This window comes from Methylobacterium aquaticum (genome assembly GCF_016804325.1).
Taxonomy (GTDB): Bacteria; Pseudomonadota; Alphaproteobacteria; order Rhizobiales; family Beijerinckiaceae; genus Methylobacterium; species Methylobacterium aquaticum_C.
Window position 1 is genome coordinate 3538484 of the sequence record NZ_CP043627.1, and the last position, 19694, is coordinate 3558177.

Here is a 19694-nt window from a genome sequence, read left to right on the forward strand (position 1 = left end):
TCAGGTCGGCCGGCTCCGATCGTCCCGGCCCGCGCGAAGCGTCCGCCGCGCAACCATGCCGAGCGTCGAGCCCTGCACCACGATGGTGAACAGCACGACCGCGTAGGTCGCCGCGCGGAGAGCCGGTTTCGCTGCATACTCCGGAACCGACAGCGCGAGCGCCACCGAGATGCCGCCGCGCACCCCCGCCCAGGTCAGGAACGGCACGTTGCGCGCCGAGCGGTGTCCGCCCCAGCGGAACACCAGCAGAGGCATCGAGACCGCCGCGAGTCGGGCGAGGAGCACGATGGGGACGGCGCAGGCGGCGAGCACCAGCCCGCTCGCCGCGGAGCGCAGCACCAGGACCTTCAGTCCGATCAGCAGGAACAGAACCGAGTTCAGCACCTCGTCGATCAGCGTCCAGAGCGAGGAGACGTAGCCTTGCGTCCGCTCGCTCATCGCGTCGCGCGGGGCCCGGTCGCCGACCAGCAATCCCGCGGCGACAACCGCCTGAGGACCGCTGGCCCCGAGCTTCTGGGCGAGCGCGCAGGTGCCGGCGACCAGCGCCAGGGTGATCAGTACCTCGACGGGAAAGTCGTCGATGGCACGCATGGCGCGATAGGCAAGGTAACCAGTCGCCACCCCGAGGGCGGGGCCGCCGCCGGCCTCGTGCAGGAGGGGTTTGGCGATGCCGCCGACGCTGGTGGCTTCAACCCCCGTCCCGGCCGCGAAGGTCGCGAGGACCGTGTACTGCACGATGCCGACGCCGTCGTTGAACAGGGCCTCGCCCTGCATCTCGATCTCCAGCGCCTCCGGCACCTTCACGTTCTTCAGCGAGGCGAGCACCGCCACCGGATCGGTCGGGCTGATGAGGGCGCCGAACATTAGAGCGTGTTATGAACCTATGACGTGGCACAAGCGCCGATCGCCCCGCCTATCCGTCCGACGTGTCCGATGAGGAATGGGCGCTGGTCGCGCCTTGCCTGGCGCTTTTGCGCGAGAATTCGGGACAGCGCGACCACGAGTTGCGCGAGGTGTTCAACGGTCTGCGCTATATCATGAAGACCGGCGCCCCTTGGGTGTTCATGCCCCACGACCTGCCGCCCTGGGCGGCGGTCTACCGGCAGACCCAGCGGTGGTTGGCCGCCGACTGCTTTTCCGAGGTCGCCGGAGACCTACGCGCCGTGCTGCAGGAGGCGGCGGGACGCGAGTCGGAGCCGTCTGCGGTGATCCTGGACAGCCGGACCCAGCGCTCCTTGCCCGAGAGCGGCGAGCGGGCGGGCTACGACGGGGCCAAGCGCAAGCGTGGGTCGAAGGTGCACCTGGCGGTGGATACGCCTGGGCATGTGCCCGGGGAGCTCTCCCCCGGCGGCGGTGCAGGGATCACGCTTCTCGGCAGCGGGTTCGACGGGTGGCTCACGGCCCTGCCGGAGGGCGCGGCCGCCGGCGGGGCGCGGATGGCGGGCCGGCGCGCCCACACGGTCCTCGTCGCTCCCGCCGGTCGCGGCCTGCGGCGGGTCTGGGTCGCGGTATTCACCCTGTGAGCCGCGCTCCCGCCAGCGGCCCGGGGCAGCCGGACGAGCCGGGCCGCCGGATCGGAATTTCCTGTCCCTGCCGGCTCACCGCCCAAAAAAAACCGGTCTGGCCGGCCCATGGCCTCGATGAGGGCGGACAGCGCCCGAACGGAGATACGCCATGACGAAAATCACGATCCTCACCACGCTCGCCCTGCTCTGCAGCATCGCCCCGGGAATCGCCCTGGATGGCGAGGCCCATGGGAGCCGTGGCAACCAGGAATTCATCGGCGTCGATCTCGATACCGGCGGGGTCTACTACAACGGCCGCGATTCCGGACGTTACTGCCTCTATCGGACCGTCGATGTGTTCAACCGGTCGACCGGATACGTCGAGCCGCGGCGGGTGCGCCGGTGCGGGCGCGGCCTCTACCTGCGCTGAGGAGGCCCCGCGATGCTGAAGACCCTCTCGCCGCTCCACCTCGCCTTTCTCAGCCTCGCCCTCGCCCTCGTTGCAGGTTAGACCGATGCAACGCCAGGCAGCGGCCGGCTTTCGTTTCAACCGTTCGGCCGCTCTCGCCGGAATGCCGGTCGCCAGGAATCGACCGCCAGGAATCGACCGCCGGGAGCCCATCGCCATCGGGACAGGGGAACGCGCATGACGAAAGCTCCGGTGTCGCGGCTGCGCCTCGCCCGCGCCGCGCTCGCCATCCTGGTGCAGGCGGCGATCTTCGCCCCGGTCTCGGGCCGGGCCGCCCCCGACGCGCCAGCTCCCGAAACCTCCGGCTTTGCCGATAACGGCGACTCGGTCGCCGTCGTGATCGGCAACCGCAGCTACAAGCAGACGGTGCCGGTCGACTACGCCCACAACGACGCCGAGGCGATGCGGGCCTACCTCGTCCAGCGCCTCGGCTACAGCGACGCCAACGTGTTCGTCCTCAAGGACGCGACGCTCAACGAGTTCAACCAGGTGTTCGGCACCGAGCGCAATCCGCAATCCGGCCGGCTGTGGCGCAGCGTGCGCGAGGGTCGCTCGAACGTCTTCGTCTATTATTCGGGCCACGGCGTGCCGGACCTCGCCAGCCGCCAGCCCTTCCTCCTGCCGGAGGACGGCAACCCCAACCAGGGCGAGAGCGGCTACGCCCTCGAGACGCTCTACCGCAACCTCGACCTCGTGAAGCGCAAGATCGGGTCCGGGCGCCAGCTCGTCGTGATGATCGATGCCTGCTTCACCGGCGAGACCGGGCGGAAGGGCGAGAGCCTGCTCGCGGTCTCGGCCCCCGGCTTCGCCCCGGCACGGCCGAAGGCGGAGAGCGGGATCGTGCGGCTGGTGGCGACCTCGGGTGCGACCCCGGCGAACTGGGACGAGGCCAATCGGCTGGGCCTCCTCACCAGCCGCTTCCTGATGGGCGTCTCGGGCCTCGCCGATGCGGGCGACCAGCCGGGCAGCGGCGATGGCCGGATCACCTGGGCGGAGCTGAAGGGCTACCTGAAACGCGAGGTCGAGGAGACGGCGCGCCGCGCCTCCGGCCGCGAGCAGGTGCCGGAGGTCGACGACGCGCCGATCGTGCTGAAGGCCTCGCTGCCCGTCGACGCGGTGGCGAACGGCGTCGCGGCGTTGCGCGACGAGGCGGCGTGGCGCCGGGCGGAAGCGCTCGGCACGCGCGAGGCGGTCGAGGCCTATATCGGCACCTGCGGCGCGGTCTGCGCCTACCGGCCCCAGGCGATGGACCGGCTGCTCGCCGGGCGCCAGCGCGACGCGGCGGCGATCGTCCAGGAGAACTGGGCGAGGTACGGCGCAACGCGGCAATACCAGGCCTACCTCGATTCCTGCACCGAGACCTGCGCCTATCGCGGCCTGGCGCAAGGCTATCTCGGTGGCGCCGACCCGAGCGGCGACCCTCGGGTGAAGGCCTGCGACGCGTTCGCCGCCGGCACCGACGATCCCGATCGGCCGCAGGCCGTCCCGGGCGTGAAGTACGGCCGGATCGAGGCCGCGTCGGCGATCGAGGCCTGCCGCGGGGCGTCGGCCGCCTACCCGTCCTTACGCCGCCTCGCCTACCAGCTCGGCCGCGCCTACGACCGGGCCGACCGCGCGAAGGAGGCGTTCGCAGCCTACGGCCGGGCGGCGAAGGCCGGCAGCACCGCGGCGATGAACAACCTCGCCACGCTCTACGAGAACGGCCAAGGCGTGAAGCGCTCGCAGGGCGAGGCGTTGCGCCTTTACCGCCAGGCCGGAGAGGCCGGCAACGTGGTGGCGCTCGCCAACGCCGCCCGCATGCTCGAATACGGCAACGGCGTCCCGAGGAACGAGGCCGAGGCGGTGGCGCTCTACAAGCGCGCCGCGGACGGGGGCGACGTGCCCTCGATCAGCAAGCTCGTGCCGCACTACGCCACCGGCGCCCACGGTTTCCCGAGGGATCTGCGCCAGGGCTTCGACCTGTTCCGCAAGGCGGCCGACAAGGGCGATCCGGTCGCGATGGCGACGATGGCGACCCTGATCGACAACGGCTTTGCCCGCTACTTCCCGGGGGTCGGCGCCGCCGACATGGTGCTGCGGGCGCTCAAGCGCGGCGAGCTCGGCGCCGCCGCGGTCTCGGCCACCGACACCGCGGCGCAGAAGCTGAAGCCCGAGACGATCCGCACCGTGCAGCGCGCGATCAAGCAGGCCGAGTATTATCCGGGCGCGCTCGACGGGCGCTTCAATCCGGTCTTCGTGCGCGCCCTCGACCAGTACGCCAAGGCGAACGAGGCGGAATGAGGCACCGTTCCGCAGCATGGCTCGCCGCGATCCTCGCCGCAGCCCTGCCGGCCCGCGCCGATCCCGGCACCGACGCGCTGGCGCCCTTTCTTGATGCGGTCGCGTCCTGTGCCGGGCGGTCCGACCTGTCGCTCGCCGTCATCGGGCCCGAGCCCGGCCAGACCGCGTGGTCGCGCGAGCAGGCCGAGGAGGTGCGCCTCGCGGTCGAGAGCCGGTTGCAGGGAACTGGCCGGGTCCGCCTCGCCGCAGCCGCCGACGTGGTGCGGGTCAAGGCCCTGCGCGAGGGGACGACCGGCCTGTCCGGCCCGGAGGCCGAGGCGCAGATCCGCGCCGCCTTCGCGGGCGAGGCCAGCGTGTTCCTGGTCGAGCCGCGCCGCGCCGGAGAGACCGCGGCGTTCCGGCTCCAGGCGATCACCCGCAGCGTCGCCTGCAAGGCGACGAGCGAGCCCCTGACGGTGCCGATCCGCGTGGGTGCCGGCGTCGCCGACGTCGATGCCGAGATGGAGCGGGCGGTGCGGGCCTTCGGGCAGGCGGCACCGACCGTCGCCGCGGTCGAGGTCTGCCCGTTCGTGGCCGAGGGCGGCCACTCGTCCTGCGCCGGTGCGCTCACCGACCGCCTGGTCATCGCCCTCGACGCCGAGTCGCGCTCAGCCAACCGCCTCCTCAAGGGCGCGCGCCTCGAGGTGCGCCGCCGCCCGCCCGGCACAACCTGCACCGGTCCGGTGACGGCGCGCGGGCGCTTCCTCACCGACCCCGAGCGCCGTTCCTGGATGGAGGTGGAGTTCCAGCGCGACGGCGCGGTGCTGGCCCCGAGCGGGCGGCGGCGCATCGCCGTCGAGGGTTTAGGGTGCGATCCGACCCCGCGCCCCTTCCTCGACCACCTGGCGGCGACGGCGCGCACCGATGGCGGCCGGCTCGCGGTCGCCGCCACCGCCACACCGTTCGCGCGCGGCCAGCGGCTGGAGCTGCGCATTGACGCGCGAGCGCGCCAGAGCCTGTATTGCTGGGTGGTGGCGCCGGACGAGACCGCCTTCGTGGCGCTGCCGGTGCGCGGCAACGCCGCCTCGCTGACGCCCCTCGCCGCCGGCGACGTCCGGCGCTACCCGCGCGGTTACGGCCTCGACGAGATCGTCGCCGGGGATCCGTTCAAGAACCTGTTCTCCTGCTTCGGCGTCGCCGGCGGCCTGCCGCCGGAGCTCGCCGAGCGCTGGCTCGCCGCCGCGCCGGGCGCCGACGGCGAGGCGCGCCTGCTCCGGCCGCCCGAGGTGCTCGACCTCGTCGAGCGGATCCGGGCGGTGCCGGGCTTGACCGAGGCGACGGCGAGGATCGTGGTGCCATGACGAGGCGGACGGGCACTACCGCCCTTACTTCCAGGGAGAATGACTGTGCGAAGCCTTCTCGCCGCCCTCCTGTGCCTCTCGGCCGCGCCGGCCTGCGCCGGGGGCTTTGCGCTGCGCGACCTCACGGCGGTGGCGGACGAAGCCGGGGCGGCCCTTGGACGGGGCTACGCGGCGCGGGCCGCCCCGGAGCGGCTCACCCTGATGTGCACGACCTGCGAGAGCGCGCCGATAGTCGACCTGCTGCTCGGCCGCCAGGCCGACGGGACCGAGGAGCGGGTGCGCACGGGCCGGACATCATTGGCGCAGCTCGAGGACCTCTGCCGGTCGCGCAGCCCGGATTGCCGGCTGTCCGGCTTGTCGGTGGATCCGGCGGTGGGGTGGGTCACCACCTACGGCATCGGGTCGAGCGCGGGGGCGACCGCCGTCATCCTGCGCGACGGCGACCTCCTGACGATCCGGGCGCTGGCAGGCAGCCGCGAGGTGGCGGCGCGCCAAGTCGAGATCCTGGCGCGCCGAATCGCGCCGCGCATCGTCGGCCGGTGATGGGAGCCCCGGGGGTGACGGGCGTGCAGGCCGGGGGTATCGATGACGACGGACCGGCGCGGGGCTGAGGGCGGGCGCATGACCGGCGGATACGACGAAGCTTGCGCGGCCGACCTCGCCGCCGTGGCCGAGGGCCGCGACCTCTCCCGCGAGGACCGGGCCTGGCTCGCCCGGGTCGTCGCCGGCGCCGTGCGGCCGAACCGCGACAAGCCGCTCTGGGACCTCGCCCACGCCCTCGCCGCCCTGGCGCGGCTCACCGGTGCCCGGGACGGGCGCGACCTCGTCACCCTCGCGCTCGATCCTGGGCTCGCCCGGGCCGACCGGCTCGAGGCCCGGTTCGCCGGCACGGGCGAAGCGGTCGATGCCCGCGGGCTGATCCTGCCGGGCGGGGGGCCGGGCTGGCGCACGACCTGGTCTGGTCTCGCGCGGCTCCTCGCATTGGCCGAGTTCGTGCTGACGGCGGAGGATCTGGCGCAGTTCGCTGCCGTCACCGCCTGGCTCGACGACCTCGCCGCGGCGCCGGATGCCGAGGGCGCCGCGGCCTTGAGCCGTCGCCTGGCGCGCCATCTCGCCGCCTATCGCCACGCGCATCTGCCGCTCGCCCCGCTGGAGCGGCGGTTCCGGGCGATCCTCCGTTTCCTCGACGGACGCCGCATCTTCACCGACGACGACATCCTCGGTTTCTGGCGCGGGCAGATGCGCGAGGGCGAGCGGCCGGCCTTTCGCACGGTCGCCGAGCATTTCGTGACCTTCGAGGCGGCCTCCGCCCTGCTCGGCGGCCTCGCGGGCCTCTCCGCCCCCGCCTCGCTCGACGCGGTCGAGGGCTGGGAGGAGCGGCTCGACGCCTCGCTGGCGGACCTCGCGGCGGCCGAGCCGGCCGAGACCCTGGCGGCCCTGCTCGCCGCCCTGCCCGACGGGCCGAAGATCCTGACGGGGGCGGAGCGCGACGACCTCGCCGAGTTCCTGCGCCTCGAGCCGTTCCACCGGACCCGCCCGCTCACGACCCTGCGGGCCGCGAGCTTCGGGCGGGTTCAGTCCGGCCTTGCCAACCGCCTGCGCCGCGGCGGCGGCGGGGCAGGGATCGCCGAGCGTGCCGCCTGCGCCGAGGCCGAGACCTACCCGGCTTTGGCCGACAGGATCTCAGCGCTGACCGTCCATCTCGACCGGATGCTGCGGATCGCGGCGGCGCTGCGGGTCCCGGCGGAGGCCGAAGGCTTGTCCCCTGAGGCGCGCGCCACCCTCGCGGCGGCGCTCGCCGACATCCGCCGCGTCCGGCGCGCCGGCTTCGACGACCCCGACCGGCTCGCTGCGGGGTTCGGCGCCGCGGATGCCGCCCTGCTGCGGCTCGCCGAGGAGGCCGGCCGGCTCGCCCGCGCCGTCGCCGGCCTCGCCCGGCAGCGGCCGCTAGAGCTTGCCTTCGCGACGGACCGGGACGTCTTCGCTAAAACGTTCGCCGAGGCCTACGCCGCGGAGGCGACCGCGTGAGCGACGAGGCGCGCCTGCTCGCCGAGATCCACGCCGCCCGCACCCTGATGCGGGCGAGCGAACCCGGCGATGCCGACAGCCGCCGCCCCGGCACGGCCGCGCTCTGGGCCCACGCCACCCGCGAGCCGGGCGGGCCGGTCGACCTCGCGGTGGTGCGGGCGATCCGCGCCGATCCGGCGACCGCCCGGCGCTACCGGGCGCTGCTCGGGGCCCAGGCGATCGCCCACGCGCCGCTCGCCGCGGCGGCCTCGGATGGTGCGGTCGCATCGCGCCGCGTCGGCCCCTTCACCCTCGAGATCCTGCCCGCGGACGAGAATGCGCCGCCACTCCTGGTGCTGCGCGGCAGCGCGGCGCGGCCGCCGCGTGCCATCGAGGCGATGCTCGGCGACGAGACGGCGCGGCTCGCGCTGCCGCCGGCGATCGACGGCGCGGTCCTCGTTGCCCTCGACCCGGGCGTACCGGAGGCAGCCCGGCTCGGCGCGATGCTGCGGGACCGGGCCTGCGCGGTGTACCTGCTGTGACGGCGGCATGAAGCCGGTCTCGATCCTGGTCGTGGTGCCGACGACCGGCGGTCCGGTGGTGCTGCGCAGCCTGAAACGCCGCCCCGGCCTGCCGGCACCCGCCGCCTTCGCGGCGGGCGATTACCGGCCCCTGCCCTGGTCGGGCGACTACGCGCGGCTCGCCGCTGCCGGTGGACCGCTGTCGCTCCTTGCGGGCGGGGATGCCGGGGGAGAGGCGGGATCCTGCGAGTTGCGGCTCTCCGCCTCGTTCGATGCCGGGCGCTCGTGGGAGGTGCCGGTCAGCCTCGCTCACGGCCTCGTGGCGAGGGGGCACACCCTCGCCGCCGATCCGGGGGCGGCCGACCTCGTCCTATGGGCGACGGGCGCGGTCGATCTCGACCTCGCGGTGCTGCCCGGCGACTACGCGCTACTCGACAAGCTCGCGCGCTCCCGCGACCTGCTCGCGGTGGCGGCGAGAGCCGACCTCGCCGTCCTCCTGCCCGAAGGGCCCGAGGCGGAGGCCGCGCGGGCGTTTCGCGCCCTCGGGCGGGCGCGCGCGCCGGTGATCCTGCCGGCTGCGAGCGTGCAGGCCGCCCTTGCGGCTCTGGCGCGGCCGGAGCCTGCCTCCGCCCCGGCGGCCGGGCGGCGCCCCGCTCTCGTGGCCGCGCTCGTCGCACTTCTTACCGCCGCGGCGCTCGCTGCCGGCTTCGCGATGCTCCGCGCACGCCCGGAGGCGGACCGGCCGGTCGTCGCCGCCGCGACACCCGCCCCGGTCGAGCCCGGCACGGCCATCGCCCCTGCGCCGGACCCCGTGGCGGGTGCCGCCGTCGTGGCGGAGCTGGCCGCTCCGGCGGGCTCGACCTGCCGGCGCGTTGCCTTCGGGGCCGATCCGCCGGTGCGGCGTCCGGTCCCGGCGGAAGCGCCCGGCCGGCTGCGGGCGAGCCGCCTCGCGCCCGACCTGTGCGGCCTCGCCTTCCGCGCCACTCTGCCCGGCGCGCGGGTGACGGTGGGCCCGGAACTCGCCGCCGCGGCGCTGCCGCCGATCCGGCTGCCCGACGGCGCCCAGGCCTATTTCCTGCGCGAGGGCGCCAGGCGAAACCTCCTCTACACGGTCCAGGTCATAACGGACGCGGGCGCCGCAAACCCGTCGGGCACCGCCGATCGGCTCGTCCACGGCCTCGTCCGGTAAGGACTGCTCCCGGCCCGGGATCGACTTATTTTGACTTGCGGATCGGCAGACGGCATAAAGCCGCCGCCGAGAGGAGGACAGCGATGGCCACAAGCCACCGGACACGCCGCTCGACCAAGGAGGAAACTTGGATATTTTTCAGCCTGATCCTTGCACTCGGCGCGGCTGAGCCTGCGCGGGCACAGAGCGTCGGCTTTGATCCTGCCGATTACGGTCGCGCGCGATTGCCGCTGCGGCAGACCACCGGCGATGCGGCGGCTTACGTCGACCGCAACAAGGGCGCGTTCGAGCCGATCGCCGAACTCGATCCGCGCGACGGGCTCGCCGCGCTTGCCCGCCCGATCGGCCGCGTCGACATCGTGCTCAGGAACGCCCGCACCGGCCAGACGGTCGGCGCCTCCTGCACCGGCGCGCTGCTGCCGGGTGATTACGTGCTCACCAACCACCATTGCCTGCCGCAATCGGGCGACCTGACCCCGGTCAAGGTCTCGATCCTGATGGATTACCTGACCCTCGACGGACAGGGCTCGCGGCGGTTCGAGGTCGACCCGAAGCCGGTCGAGCACGACGCGCGCCTCGACTACGCCCTCGCCCGCGCCGACGGCAGCCCGACCGCGACCTACGGGACGGCCCGGCTCTCGGGCGAGGCGGTGCCCGGCAACCGCTCGATGCTCGTCATCCACCATCCCCTCGGGCGGCCGAAGGTGATGAGCCGCTTCCGCTGCTTTGCCCTCAAGGAGCAGGGCGAGGGGCCGGACCTGCGCCACCGCTGCGACACGCTCGGCGGCTCGTCGGGCTCGCTGATGTTCGACGCCTCGGTGGCCGGCGTCGCGCTGCACAAGGAGGGCGGCCTCGACCCGAAGGACCCGTCGAGCTTCAACGCGGCGACCCGCCTCTCGGCGATCCTCGGCCGCAGCCGGATCCTGTCCGAGATCGCGGCGCGCCAGGGCCGGCCGGCCGCCACCACGGCGGCCGCGGATCCGGCCCCGCCTCCGACCGCACCGGCGACGAGGCCAGCCGCGTCACCTGCGGCCGCCCCGCCCACACCCGACGGCCCCCTCGATCCGGGCCGGATGAACGCGATCCTGCGCGGGCGCTGATCTTTTCCCGAGGCGATCTGCGCGCCGACGCAGCGAAAACCGCTCTGGCTCGTCCAGGCACGGGGTGTGACGGGCAAAAGGAAGGCCCGGAGGGGGAGAGCCGAACCATGCGGATCGACGACGCGCCCGCGCGACCGACCGTCAACGGCGACGCCGCCCTGCGGCGCACGGCCAGGCGTCGCCTCGGCCGCTCCTGCCTCGCACTGGCCCTGGGCCTCGTCGTCGCCCTCGGCGGCGCGGCGCGGGCGAACCCGCTGACCGAGGCGCCCGGCGGCCGGGAGAGGCTGGACGAGGCAGGGCCGGCGGAGGCGGAGTCCCGCAACCCGCCGGCGACCGCGATCATCCGCTCCCTTGCCCCCTTCGCCGACGGGAATCCGGGACTTGCCCCCGGCGTGCCGGCGCGGGCGCTCAAACCCGACGACGGCGGGCCGTCCGTGCGGGTCGATCCGGGCCGCACGGTCGATCTCACGGTGTTCTTCGCCTATGACAGCGCCCGCCTGACGCCGGAGGCGCGGATCCAGCTCGAGCCGCTGGGCCAGGCGCTCGCCTCGCGCGACCTCGCCGGCCACGGCTTCCTCATCGCCGGCCACACCGACGCGGCGGGCGCGCCCGCTCACAACCGGCGTCTGTCCCTCGCCCGGGCCCGGGCGGTGCGGACCCACCTCGTCGAGACCTACGGCATCGCGCCGGAGCGGTTGCGCGTGCATGGCTGGGGTCCGACCTGCCCGAAGGACCCGGCCGCCCCGCTGTCGCGGGTCAACCGCCGAGTCGAGGTGAGCCTGATCGCGCCCGCCCGCCCGGGCGGGCTCCGCTTCCCCGGGCAGGCCGCAGAGGCCGCCTGCGCGGCCCCGGCCTTGACCGGCGCGACCTTGGCCGACCCGCGCCGACGCGTGGCCCTCGACCTCGACGATTTCGACGCGGCGCCGACGCCGCTGCCCTGCTCCGAGTGACCGACAGGAGGACACGATGCTGCCCATCCGTGCCGCCGCGCGCCGCGCCGCCCTCGCCGCTTTCTCCCTCGGCCTCCTCTTTGGAGGCCCGGCCCTCTCCCAGCCCAAACCCACCGTCGTGGTGATGGGTGAGGATGCCGACGAGGATTCGGTGCCGCGCGGCAACCGCATCTTCCAGCGGGTGATCGCAGAACTCTCCGAGACGATGAAGCTGCGCGGATACAACGTCTACGACGAGACCGCGGTGGCGATGGGCTTCACGCAACCGAACCGGGTGCGCCGGCGCGACGCCGAGCTGATCGAGGTCGCCCGCGCGGTCTCGAGTCCGCCCCTCGACGTGGTCGCGGTGTTCCAGATCTACGCCTCGGCGTCGAAATCGGCTTATTCGGACATCGTGCGGCCGGAGGTGCGAATCCCGGGCCGACTCCTCAACGTGCGCACCGGCCAGTCCCTCGGCTCGTTCGAGGTCGCAGGCGTGCAGCTGCCGCCGCTGCCGCAGGGCTGCGACCGCGAATGCCTGCTCGAGCGGGTCGGCGCCGAGGCCAAGGTGATCGCCGGCGACGTCGCAGCAGCGCTCACCGCGAAGCTCGACGGAGTCGTGGCGCCCCGCCGCGGGGCCGATCCCGGCGCGGCCCTCGTCCCGGGCGCCGTTGCCGCACCGGTCGCCGGCGGCCCGACGGGTGAGGCCTGCGGCGGCCTGCCGACGGCCTACGTCGTGCGTCTCAACGGATTCTCGGCCCAGGAGGTCCAGGCGGCCGAGGAGTACATGGCGGCGTTCCGCTGCTACGAGCACCACCGTCCGGTGCGGGCCGGGGCGTCCGCCGCCGAGTACTGGTACGAGACCCGCTCCGACTCCGCCCGCCTCGGCCGCAACCTGCGCCTGATGCTCGAGCACATGAGCGCGCCCGGACAGGTCCAGTTCTCCGGCAACACCTTCGTGCTCAGCCGCGTCGCGACGCGCTGAACGCCTCGCACCGACCACCTGGAGATTCCGCAATGGCATCGTTCCTGAGCCGCGCCGCCCGCGGGCCCCTTCTCGCCGTCGGCCTGCGTCTGGCGGTCCTCAGCCTCCTCACCCAGCCCGCCCTCGCCGCCGAGGCGGTGTTCCCGGCCGCCGGCTCGGTCGGCCTAGTGCCGCCCCCCGGCATGACGCCCTCGAAGAGCTTTGCAGGGTTCGAGCATCGTTCGGGCGCCTCGATCCTCATCACCGAGATGCCGGCCGAGGCCTACGGCCAGCTCGTTGAGCGGTTCACCCCCGAGGCCCTGCGCGCGACGGGCTTCGAGGCCCGGGGTTCCGGCACCGCGCTCGGCGTCGCCGGCGGCGAGGGCCGGGTTCTGCGCGGCAGACAGGCCGCCAACGGGCTCACCTACGCCAAGTGGGTCGCGGTGGTGCGCGGTGCCTCCGGTACCGGCCTCGTCACGGTGCAGGTGCCGGAGGCCGCGCGACGCCAGATGCCGGACGAGGCGGTCGAGGCCGCGCTCTCGACGATCGCGTTCCGGGCGCCCGGCAGCCTCGCCGACCAGATCGCAGCCCTTCCCTATACCGTCGGCGACCTCGCGGGCTTCCGTCCAGTGCGCGCGCTGATGGGCAACGCCCTGATGCTCACCGACGGCCCGAAGGACATCGATCCCGACGGTGTGCAGCCGCTGGTCGTCGTCGCCCCCTCGATGGGGCGGGCCGCCGTGCCGGAGGGCCAGGAAGGGGTCTTCGCCCGCAAGGCGCTCGCCACCTTCCGCGAGATCAAGGACGTCACGGTCACCGACGAGGACCGCGCGACCCGCGACGGCGCGGTGGTGCTGCGCCTGCGCGCCACCGGCTCGGATGCGAGGAGCGGCCGTCCGGTCGCCGTCGCGCAGGTGATCCGGTTCGAAGGATCGACCTACCTGCGCGTCCTCGGTCTGGCACCGGCGGACCGGCCCGAGGCGCTCGCCCGCGCCGAGCGCGTGGCTGCCTCGGTCGCGCCGCGCTGAGGAGGTCACGCATGGCCCGTCGCATCATCCTGCTTCCCGCCGTGCTCCTCGGCCTCGCCGCGGCGGCAAGCGTCGCGCAGGCCGGCCCGGCACCCGACGTGCCGCAACTGGTGCGGGACTGGACCGCCCTCAACGCCGCCTGCCGGGGCGGGCGCGGCGACGATCCTGCCACGCTCGACGCCTGCACCCGGCGCGACGCCGTCGACCGGCGGCTCGAGGCGACGGGCTGGTGCTACGGCCGGCCCGGCGATGCCGGATACCAGCGGGTCTGGCGCCCCTGCGCCGGGAGCTCGCGATGAGTGCGGTACCGCCGAGCGGAACCCGGCGCGGAAGGAGCCGGCCCATGCTCCTCCTCGGCGTGCTGATCGTCTGGACCCCGTTCCTGCTGCTCGTCCTCTCCCTGATCGTCGCCCGCCTGACGGGGTGCACGGTCAACGAGGCGGGCGCGCAGCCGTGCCGGATCGCCGGCCTCGACGTCGGCGGCCTGCTCTACACCCTGACGATGATGGGCTGGCTGGTGATTCCGCTCCTGCCCTTCATGGCGCTGACGCTGATCGGCGTGGCCGTCGCCGTCGTGCTGGCGCTGTTCGGGATCCGCTGGCCGTGACGCGGGCGCAGGGTCCGACGGCGCCCGCCGACGGACCATTCCCCCATCGTCGCCCGAGCGCGGAGCGCACCATGACCCGCATGATCGCCGTTGTCCCCGTCGCCGCCGCCCTGATCCCGCTGCTGGCCGCCACAGCGCCAGCCCAGGACGTCGGCACGGGCATCATTCAGGGGATGCAGCAGTACCGGACCCTCGACGCCCGGTCCGTCGGGGAGGTTGCCGGCTCGGAGAGCGGGGATGCCGGCCCCGCCCTGCCCTTCGCCTCGAACACGGAGCTGCGGGCCGCCACGGTCGCGCGCCACGTCCGGGAGCTGCGTGCCACCAACCCGATCGCCGCGGGCGAGGTCGCCCGGGAGATGGCCCGGCACGATTACGACGCGATCTTCCGGAGCTTCCTCTCCGACACCGCACTTCGCCCGGACGATGCCGGCGACGTGCTCACCGCCTTCATCGTCCTGCAATGGATGGTCGCCAACGACACCAAGGCCGAGCCGAGCCCTGCTGCGCTCCGGGCGGTGCGGCGTCAGATGGTGGCGCCGATGGCCGACAAGCCGCCCCTGTCGCAGGCGGCCACCCGCGCCGCCTTCGCCGAGCAGGTGAAGCTCCGCACGGTCCTGCACCATGCCGGCTGGCAGGCGGCGCAGCGCCTCGGGATGGTGCCGAGCTTCGTCGCCACCCTGTCGGGGGATTTCATCCCCCGGCGAAGCTGCGGGCGGTCGCTCTCACCGATGACGGACTGGTGGGCAAGGGCGGCCGGAGGGCTCCGGCGGCCCGGACCGCGGCGGGTGGCGCGTTGCCCGAGGCCCCCGTCGCCCCGGCAACGCTCCGCCCGTCGTCGTGGCCGAGCCGCCGGCGGAACCGCGCCACGCCGCGAACTGGGCCGGGGTCGAGGGCGTGTATTTCCGCGCGACGACCGGCGTCGGGGTCGGCGGCATGGTCGTGATCGAGTTCGAGCCGCTGATCCTGTTTCGCGACGGCAGCTCCTACGAGATCGACGATGTCGCCCTCGAGGACGTCGACCTCGCCGCCGAGCGCGCCGCCAAGCCGCGCCGCTTCGGCCGCTGGACCCGCTCCGGCGGCTCGTACGTGCTGACCGGCACGGGGGGTAAGCCGCAGGACTACAGGCTCCAGGACGGCTCGTTCTTCAAGGCCTACCCGGCGGAGGCCGGCGAGCGGACGATCGCCCGGTCCTACCGCCGCATGTCGGGCGGCGGCAACACGGCGATGGGCGGCGACGTGATGGTCGCCGTCTCGAGCCGCTACGATTTTCGCTCCGACGGCACCTACGGCCGCGGCGGCGCGACCGGAGCGACGAATTCGGGCGCGACCACCGGGGTCGGGTCGGCGATCGGCCGCCGGCGCGCTTCCGACGGCGGCCGCTATGCCCTCGACCGGCACACGCTGACGTTGACCGGCCCCGACGGGCGCAGCCGCCGCCTGTTCTTCGCCTACGGCTCGCAGAAGGATCCGCCGCAGCCGGACCGCGAGATGGCCTTCATCGGCGGCAGCGTGTTCACGAACCCGGATTGAGGGCTGCCCCGTCGGGCTGCGGGGCGAAGCCCGGCGTAGCATGGAGAATGCGATGGCGAGCTATTCCGTCGACGATGCCGAACGCGATCTCCGGGCTGCGCTGGATAAGGCGCCGGCGGGCGCCGTCCGAGGAGACTGGACGGTGACGACCCTGCAAGCCGGCCATTCCAGCTGTAGCGGCGGCTATCACCGCCGCGACGGCTCGCTTGTGGCCTCGGACGAACCACAGTTCGACATTTTCAAAGAGGTCGTCGCGCGACTCGGCACGAACGCCGCGACGCCGTTCAACGTCGTGAGCGTCCACTGGACCCGGGCAACGCTGCCTTGGCAACAGAGTCGGGTCACCGTCGAAACGACCTTCGATGCCGCGCTGGTCCCGCGTGGTCCCGACGATCCGGTCTACGCCGCCGCGGCCGCTGCGCGCCGCCGCTTCTGGAACTCGGTCGGAACCGTCGAACCGGGCTTTGCCGCCGAACGCGGGCAGGCCAACATCCACGGACAGACGAAGTGGTTCCAGCCCCATCGCCGCATCCTGAAAATCGAGCACGGCGACGCGGTGCTGCTGGCGACCGACGGCCTCTCGACCCCCTGGGCGGGCGTGACGGCGCAGGAGAACGGGGTCGAATGCGAGATCGTCATGCGGCTCGGCGGGGCCGGCAATCCGGTCGTCGCGGACGAGGCCTCCGTGGCGCTCTGGTCCGACGTGCTGATCGGCGTCGGCGACCTCGTCGCCGACGGCTACCGCGTCTTGCGGGACGTCCAGACCAACGGCGCGATCCTGTTCTGCCGCCTCGCCGAGGATTGCCGGCCGATGACGCGAATGGCCCTCCGCATGGACCTGCACTCGATCGAGGGGCTGCCGTTCGGGCCGGTGAGCCTCGTCGAGGCGACACCGCTCCGCGACGACGAACTGCCCGGACTGGACGACGACCCATGGGGCAAGGCCGCTGCACTGCGGGCGCTGGCGACGCGCGCCGTGTCCAAGTGCTGAGTCCAGCCGTCATTCCTGCTTCGGGAAGTCCGATTCGTCGATTACGAGAAGGCTGTCCGATCCATCGTCCGGCGCGAAGATCGAGCCGCGCTCGGTCGTCCTCATCGGTGCCGACGAGTTCGAGCGTGTCGCCCTCGACGCAGTATCGTCCGGCCGTTGCGGAATGCTCAACGCGTGTCGCGCATACCCCGATCGGTTCGCCAAAGCGTGGAGGCCTTCATGCCCTCGAAGCGTGAGCTTTGGGCAGGCCTGGCGTTCTTCGCGCTCGCGGCGGGCTCGCTCGTCCTGTTCCGGCGCCCGTTCGACTTCGCCGGCTGGGCAGGCCTTGCCGGCTGTCTCGCCTTCGTGATTCTCGCCGGCTACGGCCTCATGAAGCCGGATATCGGCCCCGTGAAGCCGGGCATCCGAGTCGGGCGACAGGAAATCGACGATCCCGCGATACCCGAGTTGCCTTGGACGATCGGCGACGCGCCGCTCGAGGACATCCCGATCGGCGATCCGTCACCGGACGAACTGCGCATCCTCGAAACCACGATCGCCGCGCTCGAGGCCGTCGGCGGCCTGGAGCGCGGCGAGATCGCTGCAGGCTCGCTCTGGAGGGCGGCCCAGCGGCTCGATCCCGGCCGGGCCATCGGCATTTCTGAGGCCGTCAGTTCGTTCGCGGCCCTTCACGACGATGGACATCCGCGCATCGGGCGCCTGATATTCGTTCCGGCTCACACCGAATACGACGCCCCCCTTCTCGCCGAGATCACGGCCTGCACACTCGCCTCGCTCGGCCATGCCGTGCAGCCGCGCGACATCACGGTCACGCTGCCGCCGGAGGGCAAGCAGGGAACGGCTCGGATCGCCTTCCCGATCGAGGGCCGCGCCCGGATGGTGAACTGCGACTATCTCTGGAAGTATCCGCCAGCCGATCTCATCCCAGCGCTCAGGCGCTTCGGAAGGCCGGAGGATCCGCGCGATCTCGTCTGCGCCGATCCCGGCGACCAGACACTCCTCTATGCCGCCATCCACTCCGGATCGTTGAAGGAGCTGAACCATCGTCTCCCAGCGGCGGACGATCTCTTCCACGAGGCCTGAGGTTTGGCAACGACAGCGGCCTCCTGCGATCTTTGTCTGCCCGGCAAGCGGACTTCAACGTGACGGCGGACGCCGAGGCAGGCCTGGAGCTGTAGGTCGGCAGCGTCGACGGCTACGACAACGCCTTGGCGAAGACGATCAGCGGTCCGTTCGAGGTGGAGGTCAGCCGATCGAGCAGGGCCATCGTCATCTTGGCGGCACCGGCAAACACGCTCGACCACTCCCCGAACGCCAGTTTGGTGGTCACCACGATCGAGGTGGTCTCGGAGAGCCGGCCGATCGGGTGGAACAGACACTGACCGCCCGACGGCGCGAATGGCAGGCAGCCGAGCTCGTCCGGCACCATCAGGTCGGACTGGGCGAGGTGGTCGGCGAGGTCGACTACGGTCTAGTACCGGACCCGTGCCCCGTCCCGGATGCAGGACCGGGCGACCGCGATGGCCAGATGCGTCTTGCCCGTGCCGTGTCGCCCACCAGCGAATTATTCCGCAGGCTCTGGGGAAAGAGGCGCTGGCTCGACCCGCAGACTGCGCCCGAATCCAACGACTACGAAGCGCAGCAGCTGTCAATCATCCCACGGATTGACGGGAGGCTCGGCCAGGTCGGGGAAGTGCCGGACGTTGCGGGTTGCGAGCGTCGCGCGGCGAGCGATGGCAATGCCTGCGATCATGCTGTCGCGCAGTTCCTGCGGTTGCCCCTGCCGCTGCCGAGCCGCCATGAGAACCGCCGTTTCGCTGGCTGCCGCGGCATCGAACGGGGCGACCCGCCGTTGGAGCACGTCTGCGACGAGGCGATCGAAGGCCGTGCGCAATGCCGCGGCGCGCCGTCCATCCGGCATGAGTTCGAGGCCGAACCTGATCTCAAGGACGGTGATGGTTGTGATCCAGACGGAGTTCCTGGGTTGCGCGTCGAGCCAAGGGACGAGGACCGGATCCGGCGGTGCGCGCATCAGGCCGGATACGACGTTCGTGTCGAGGATGATCATGCGAAGGGATCTGCAAGGTCATGGCCACGGACTTCAGGCAGTTCCTCGTCGGGCTTGAGCCCGATGCCCTCAAAAAGAGCGACGATCTCCGTCCCCAGACCCATCGTCTTTTCGTCATCGGCTGCGGCAGCACGAAGGATGTCGCGCAGTTCGGCCTCCATGCTGCGGCCGTTCCGGGCCGCACGTTGCTGCAAGCGCTGCTTCACACCGGCATCGATATCACGGACGAGAATTTGGGCCATGGCTCAACCTTTCGCTATCATGATAGCACGAAGACTGGCACGCTCAAAGGGGGGACTGGTTGCAGGTGTGAATGAAGCGCCGCCACAATGGGTTCCAACCCGGGTGGCCACCCCGTTCGATGGCAACCAGGATGACCTGCCGGTATGCGTTCCACTGGCCTAGGATCTCATGCATCATACCAACGGTCGTTGGAAACGACCTTTGGTTCCATTCTCGAACTGTCGTCAAGCCTCTGGCTTGGCATAGACAATTCGAGATGGCTCAATGGCCCGATGCGTCGGCATCTTGGGTCATTGGTATCGCATGGAGCAATTTCTCGGCTTCCGCCGTGTCTCACACTTTATCTTTGTTCTCCGTGATGCGTTCGATGAGCCGACCGACACGCCGGGTTGCATCCGCGATGTGCCGATCAGCGTGTGCGAGTTCGGCTCTTCCGCTCTGGAAATTGGTCATGCGGCGGTCCTCTGTTGCGAGACAACGCATGAGAAGATGTCCAGAGCCGGCAAGCGCAGGCATATGCTCCTCAGCTACGACGCTCGGCGCTCGGCGCTCTCTCCTGATAGGCAGAATTGTCGCGTGCATGGACCGAAACCATCCGGGGGAAGTTCACTGAGTCTGAGAGGCATGCCTTTCAAGGTGTCAAATACTTGGATGATCTGCAAAAATTCACCATCGCGAAGCCAAGCTTGATGGTGCGCCTCGGGACCGAAAGTGCTCCCAATACCAGAATGCCCATCGCGAGAAGATGGCGCGTCGACATCGGATAAAATAAAGATTATTTACAATAAAAACCCCTTAGAAGGCCTGAATCTTAGATGGCTCTCAGAAATTAATCGTACGGCAAATTCTAACGCATGCCTTTGGCGAGAAGGCTGTCCAAGGGCTTTCCCGGGAGCACCAAAATTTTTCGGCATGGCAGGAGA

General features: G+C 71.9%; 19 protein-coding genes and 3 pseudogenes. 17 read left to right on the forward strand and 5 right to left on the reverse strand.

The annotated features are described in order from the left end of the window. Positions 1-870, reverse strand: a pseudogene (locus F1D61_RS16050) (cation:proton antiporter); the annotation flags it as partial. Between the two features lie 56 nt (positions 871-926). Between F1D61_RS16050 and F1D61_RS16055 the strand changes: the two are divergent. The 14 genes and pseudogenes from F1D61_RS16055 to F1D61_RS16120 form a co-directional block, all read left to right on the forward strand. Continuing rightward, positions 927-1325, forward strand: a pseudogene (locus tag F1D61_RS16055) (transposase); the annotation flags it as partial. A gap of 349 nt (positions 1326-1674) precedes the next feature. Further along, positions 1675-1935, forward strand: a complete 261-nt coding sequence (locus tag F1D61_RS16060; RefSeq protein WP_203152716.1) for a hypothetical protein — start codon at positions 1675-1677, stop codon at positions 1933-1935. Between the two features lie 216 nt (positions 1936-2151). Next, on the forward strand, positions 2152-4254 hold the full coding sequence (locus F1D61_RS16065) for a caspase family protein (protein ID WP_203152717.1): 2103 nt from the start codon (positions 2152-2154) through the stop codon (positions 4252-4254). Further along, positions 4251-5594, forward strand: a complete 1344-nt coding sequence (locus F1D61_RS16070) for a hypothetical protein (protein WP_203152718.1) — start codon at positions 4251-4253, stop codon at positions 5592-5594. Before F1D61_RS16065 ends, F1D61_RS16070 begins: the two co-directional genes overlap by 4 nt. Before the next feature lie 39 nt (positions 5595-5633). Beyond that, positions 5634-6137, forward strand: a complete 504-nt coding sequence (locus F1D61_RS16075; protein ID WP_203152719.1) for a hypothetical protein — start codon at positions 5634-5636, stop codon at positions 6135-6137. A 78-nt stretch (positions 6138-6215) separates the two neighbouring features. Beyond that, entirely contained in the window at positions 6216-7622 is a 1407-nt protein-coding gene (locus F1D61_RS16080) for a hypothetical protein (protein WP_203152720.1), read from the forward strand. After that, complete coding sequence (locus F1D61_RS16085) at positions 7619-8143, forward strand: hypothetical protein (RefSeq protein WP_203152721.1); 525 nt, start codon at positions 7619-7621, stop codon at positions 8141-8143. Before F1D61_RS16080 ends, F1D61_RS16085 begins: the two co-directional genes overlap by 4 nt. A gap of 7 nt (positions 8144-8150) precedes the next feature. Further along, on the forward strand, positions 8151-9311 hold the full coding sequence (locus F1D61_RS16090) for a hypothetical protein (RefSeq protein ID WP_203152722.1): 1161 nt from the start codon (positions 8151-8153) through the stop codon (positions 9309-9311). A gap of 83 nt (positions 9312-9394) precedes the next feature. Beyond that, entirely contained in the window at positions 9395-10411 is a 1017-nt protein-coding gene (locus F1D61_RS16095) for a trypsin-like serine peptidase (RefSeq protein WP_203152723.1), read from the forward strand. Positions 10412-10518: 107 nt separating this feature from the next. Further along, complete coding sequence (locus tag F1D61_RS16100; RefSeq protein WP_203152724.1) at positions 10519-11361, forward strand: OmpA family protein; 843 nt, start codon at positions 10519-10521, stop codon at positions 11359-11361. Positions 11362-11377: 16 nt separating this feature from the next. Further along, positions 11378-12325, forward strand: coding sequence for a hypothetical protein (locus F1D61_RS16105; RefSeq protein WP_203152725.1), 948 nt, complete (start codon positions 11378-11380; stop codon positions 12323-12325). A gap of 32 nt (positions 12326-12357) precedes the next feature. Beyond that, the gene (locus F1D61_RS16110) at positions 12358-13332 is read left to right on the forward strand and encodes a hypothetical protein (RefSeq protein WP_203152726.1); all 975 of its coding nucleotides are present in this window, start codon (positions 12358-12360) and stop codon (positions 13330-13332) included. Between the two features lie 11 nt (positions 13333-13343). Next, positions 13344-13631, forward strand: coding sequence for a hypothetical protein (locus tag F1D61_RS16115; RefSeq protein ID WP_203152727.1), 288 nt, complete (start codon positions 13344-13346; stop codon positions 13629-13631). A gap of 44 nt (positions 13632-13675) precedes the next feature. Further along, positions 13676-13939, forward strand: coding sequence for a hypothetical protein (locus F1D61_RS16120; protein ID WP_203152728.1), 264 nt, complete (start codon positions 13676-13678; stop codon positions 13937-13939). A gap of 523 nt (positions 13940-14462) precedes the next feature. Here the strand turns inward: F1D61_RS16120 and F1D61_RS34260 are convergent. Further along, complete coding sequence (locus F1D61_RS34260) at positions 14463-14633, reverse strand: hypothetical protein (protein WP_246775369.1); 171 nt, start codon at positions 14631-14633, stop codon at positions 14463-14465. A gap of 143 nt (positions 14634-14776) precedes the next feature. On the opposite strand from F1D61_RS34260, the gene F1D61_RS34265 reads away from it, so the two are divergent. From F1D61_RS34265 to F1D61_RS16135, 3 genes are all read left to right on the forward strand, one after another. After that, the gene (locus F1D61_RS34265; RefSeq protein ID WP_246775370.1) at positions 14777-15469 is read left to right on the forward strand and encodes a hypothetical protein; all 693 of its coding nucleotides are present in this window, start codon (positions 14777-14779) and stop codon (positions 15467-15469) included. 52 nt (positions 15470-15521) lie between these two features. After that, positions 15522-16460 (forward strand): hypothetical protein, encoded by a 939-nt coding sequence (locus tag F1D61_RS16130; protein ID WP_203152729.1) that lies wholly within the window; start codon positions 15522-15524, stop codon positions 16458-16460. A 219-nt stretch (positions 16461-16679) separates the two neighbouring features. Further along, on the forward strand, positions 16680-17543 hold the full coding sequence (locus F1D61_RS16135) for a hypothetical protein (RefSeq protein ID WP_203152730.1): 864 nt from the start codon (positions 16680-16682) through the stop codon (positions 17541-17543). 112 nt (positions 17544-17655) lie between these two features. Here F1D61_RS16135 and F1D61_RS16140 read toward each other — a convergent pair. The 3 genes and pseudogenes from F1D61_RS16140 to F1D61_RS16150 form a co-directional block, all read right to left on the reverse strand. Continuing rightward, positions 17656-18015: pseudogene (locus tag F1D61_RS16140) on the reverse strand (ATP-binding protein); the annotation flags it as partial. A gap of 93 nt (positions 18016-18108) precedes the next feature. Beyond that, a complete protein-coding gene (locus F1D61_RS16145; protein WP_203152731.1) occupies positions 18109-18528 on the reverse strand; it encodes a type II toxin-antitoxin system VapC family toxin in 420 nt (139 codons plus the stop codon). Then, positions 18525-18770, reverse strand: coding sequence for a FitA-like ribbon-helix-helix domain-containing protein (locus F1D61_RS16150; RefSeq protein WP_203152732.1), 246 nt, complete (start codon positions 18768-18770; stop codon positions 18525-18527). The genes F1D61_RS16145 and F1D61_RS16150 overlap by 4 nt, the downstream gene beginning before the upstream one ends. Positions 18771-19694: the final 924 nt, after the last annotated feature.

Bases quoted from the DNA above. Each gene is read 5' to 3' on its own strand.
- F1D61_RS16060 (WP_203152716.1), top strand. From the start codon at position 1,675: ATGACGAAAATCACGATCCTCACCACGCTCGCCCTGCTCTGCAGCATC.
- F1D61_RS16065 (WP_203152717.1), top strand. From the start codon at position 2,152: ATGACGAAAGCTCCGGTGTCGCGGCTGCGCCTCGCCCGCGCCGCGCTC.
- F1D61_RS16070 (WP_203152718.1), top strand. From the start codon at position 4,251: ATGAGGCACCGTTCCGCAGCATGGCTCGCCGCGATCCTCGCCGCAGCC.
- F1D61_RS16075 (WP_203152719.1), top strand. From the start codon at position 5,634: ATGACTGTGCGAAGCCTTCTCGCCGCCCTCCTGTGCCTCTCGGCCGCG.
- F1D61_RS16080 (WP_203152720.1), top strand. From the start codon at position 6,216: ATGACCGGCGGATACGACGAAGCTTGCGCGGCCGACCTCGCCGCCGTG.
- F1D61_RS16090 (WP_203152722.1), top strand. From the start codon at position 8,151: ATGAAGCCGGTCTCGATCCTGGTCGTGGTGCCGACGACCGGCGGTCCG.
- F1D61_RS16095 (WP_203152723.1), top strand. From the start codon at position 9,395: ATGGCCACAAGCCACCGGACACGCCGCTCGACCAAGGAGGAAACTTGG.
- F1D61_RS16100 (WP_203152724.1), top strand. From the start codon at position 10,519: ATGCGGATCGACGACGCGCCCGCGCGACCGACCGTCAACGGCGACGCC.
- F1D61_RS16105 (WP_203152725.1), top strand. From the start codon at position 11,378: ATGCTGCCCATCCGTGCCGCCGCGCGCCGCGCCGCCCTCGCCGCTTTC.
- F1D61_RS16110 (WP_203152726.1), top strand. From the start codon at position 12,358: ATGGCATCGTTCCTGAGCCGCGCCGCCCGCGGGCCCCTTCTCGCCGTC.
- F1D61_RS16115 (WP_203152727.1), top strand. From the start codon at position 13,344: ATGGCCCGTCGCATCATCCTGCTTCCCGCCGTGCTCCTCGGCCTCGCC.
- F1D61_RS16120 (WP_203152728.1), top strand. From the start codon at position 13,676: ATGCTCCTCCTCGGCGTGCTGATCGTCTGGACCCCGTTCCTGCTGCTC.
- F1D61_RS34260 (WP_246775369.1), bottom strand. From the start codon at position 14,633: ATGAAATCCCCCGACAGGGTGGCGACGAAGCTCGGCACCATCCCGAGG.
- F1D61_RS16130 (WP_203152729.1), top strand. From the start codon at position 15,522: ATGGCGAGCTATTCCGTCGACGATGCCGAACGCGATCTCCGGGCTGCG.
- F1D61_RS16135 (WP_203152730.1), top strand. From the start codon at position 16,680: ATGCCCTCGAAGCGTGAGCTTTGGGCAGGCCTGGCGTTCTTCGCGCTC.
- F1D61_RS16145 (WP_203152731.1), bottom strand. From the start codon at position 18,528: ATGATCATCCTCGACACGAACGTCGTATCCGGCCTGATGCGCGCACCG.
- F1D61_RS16150 (WP_203152732.1), bottom strand. From the start codon at position 18,770: ATGGCCCAAATTCTCGTCCGTGATATCGATGCCGGTGTGAAGCAGCGC.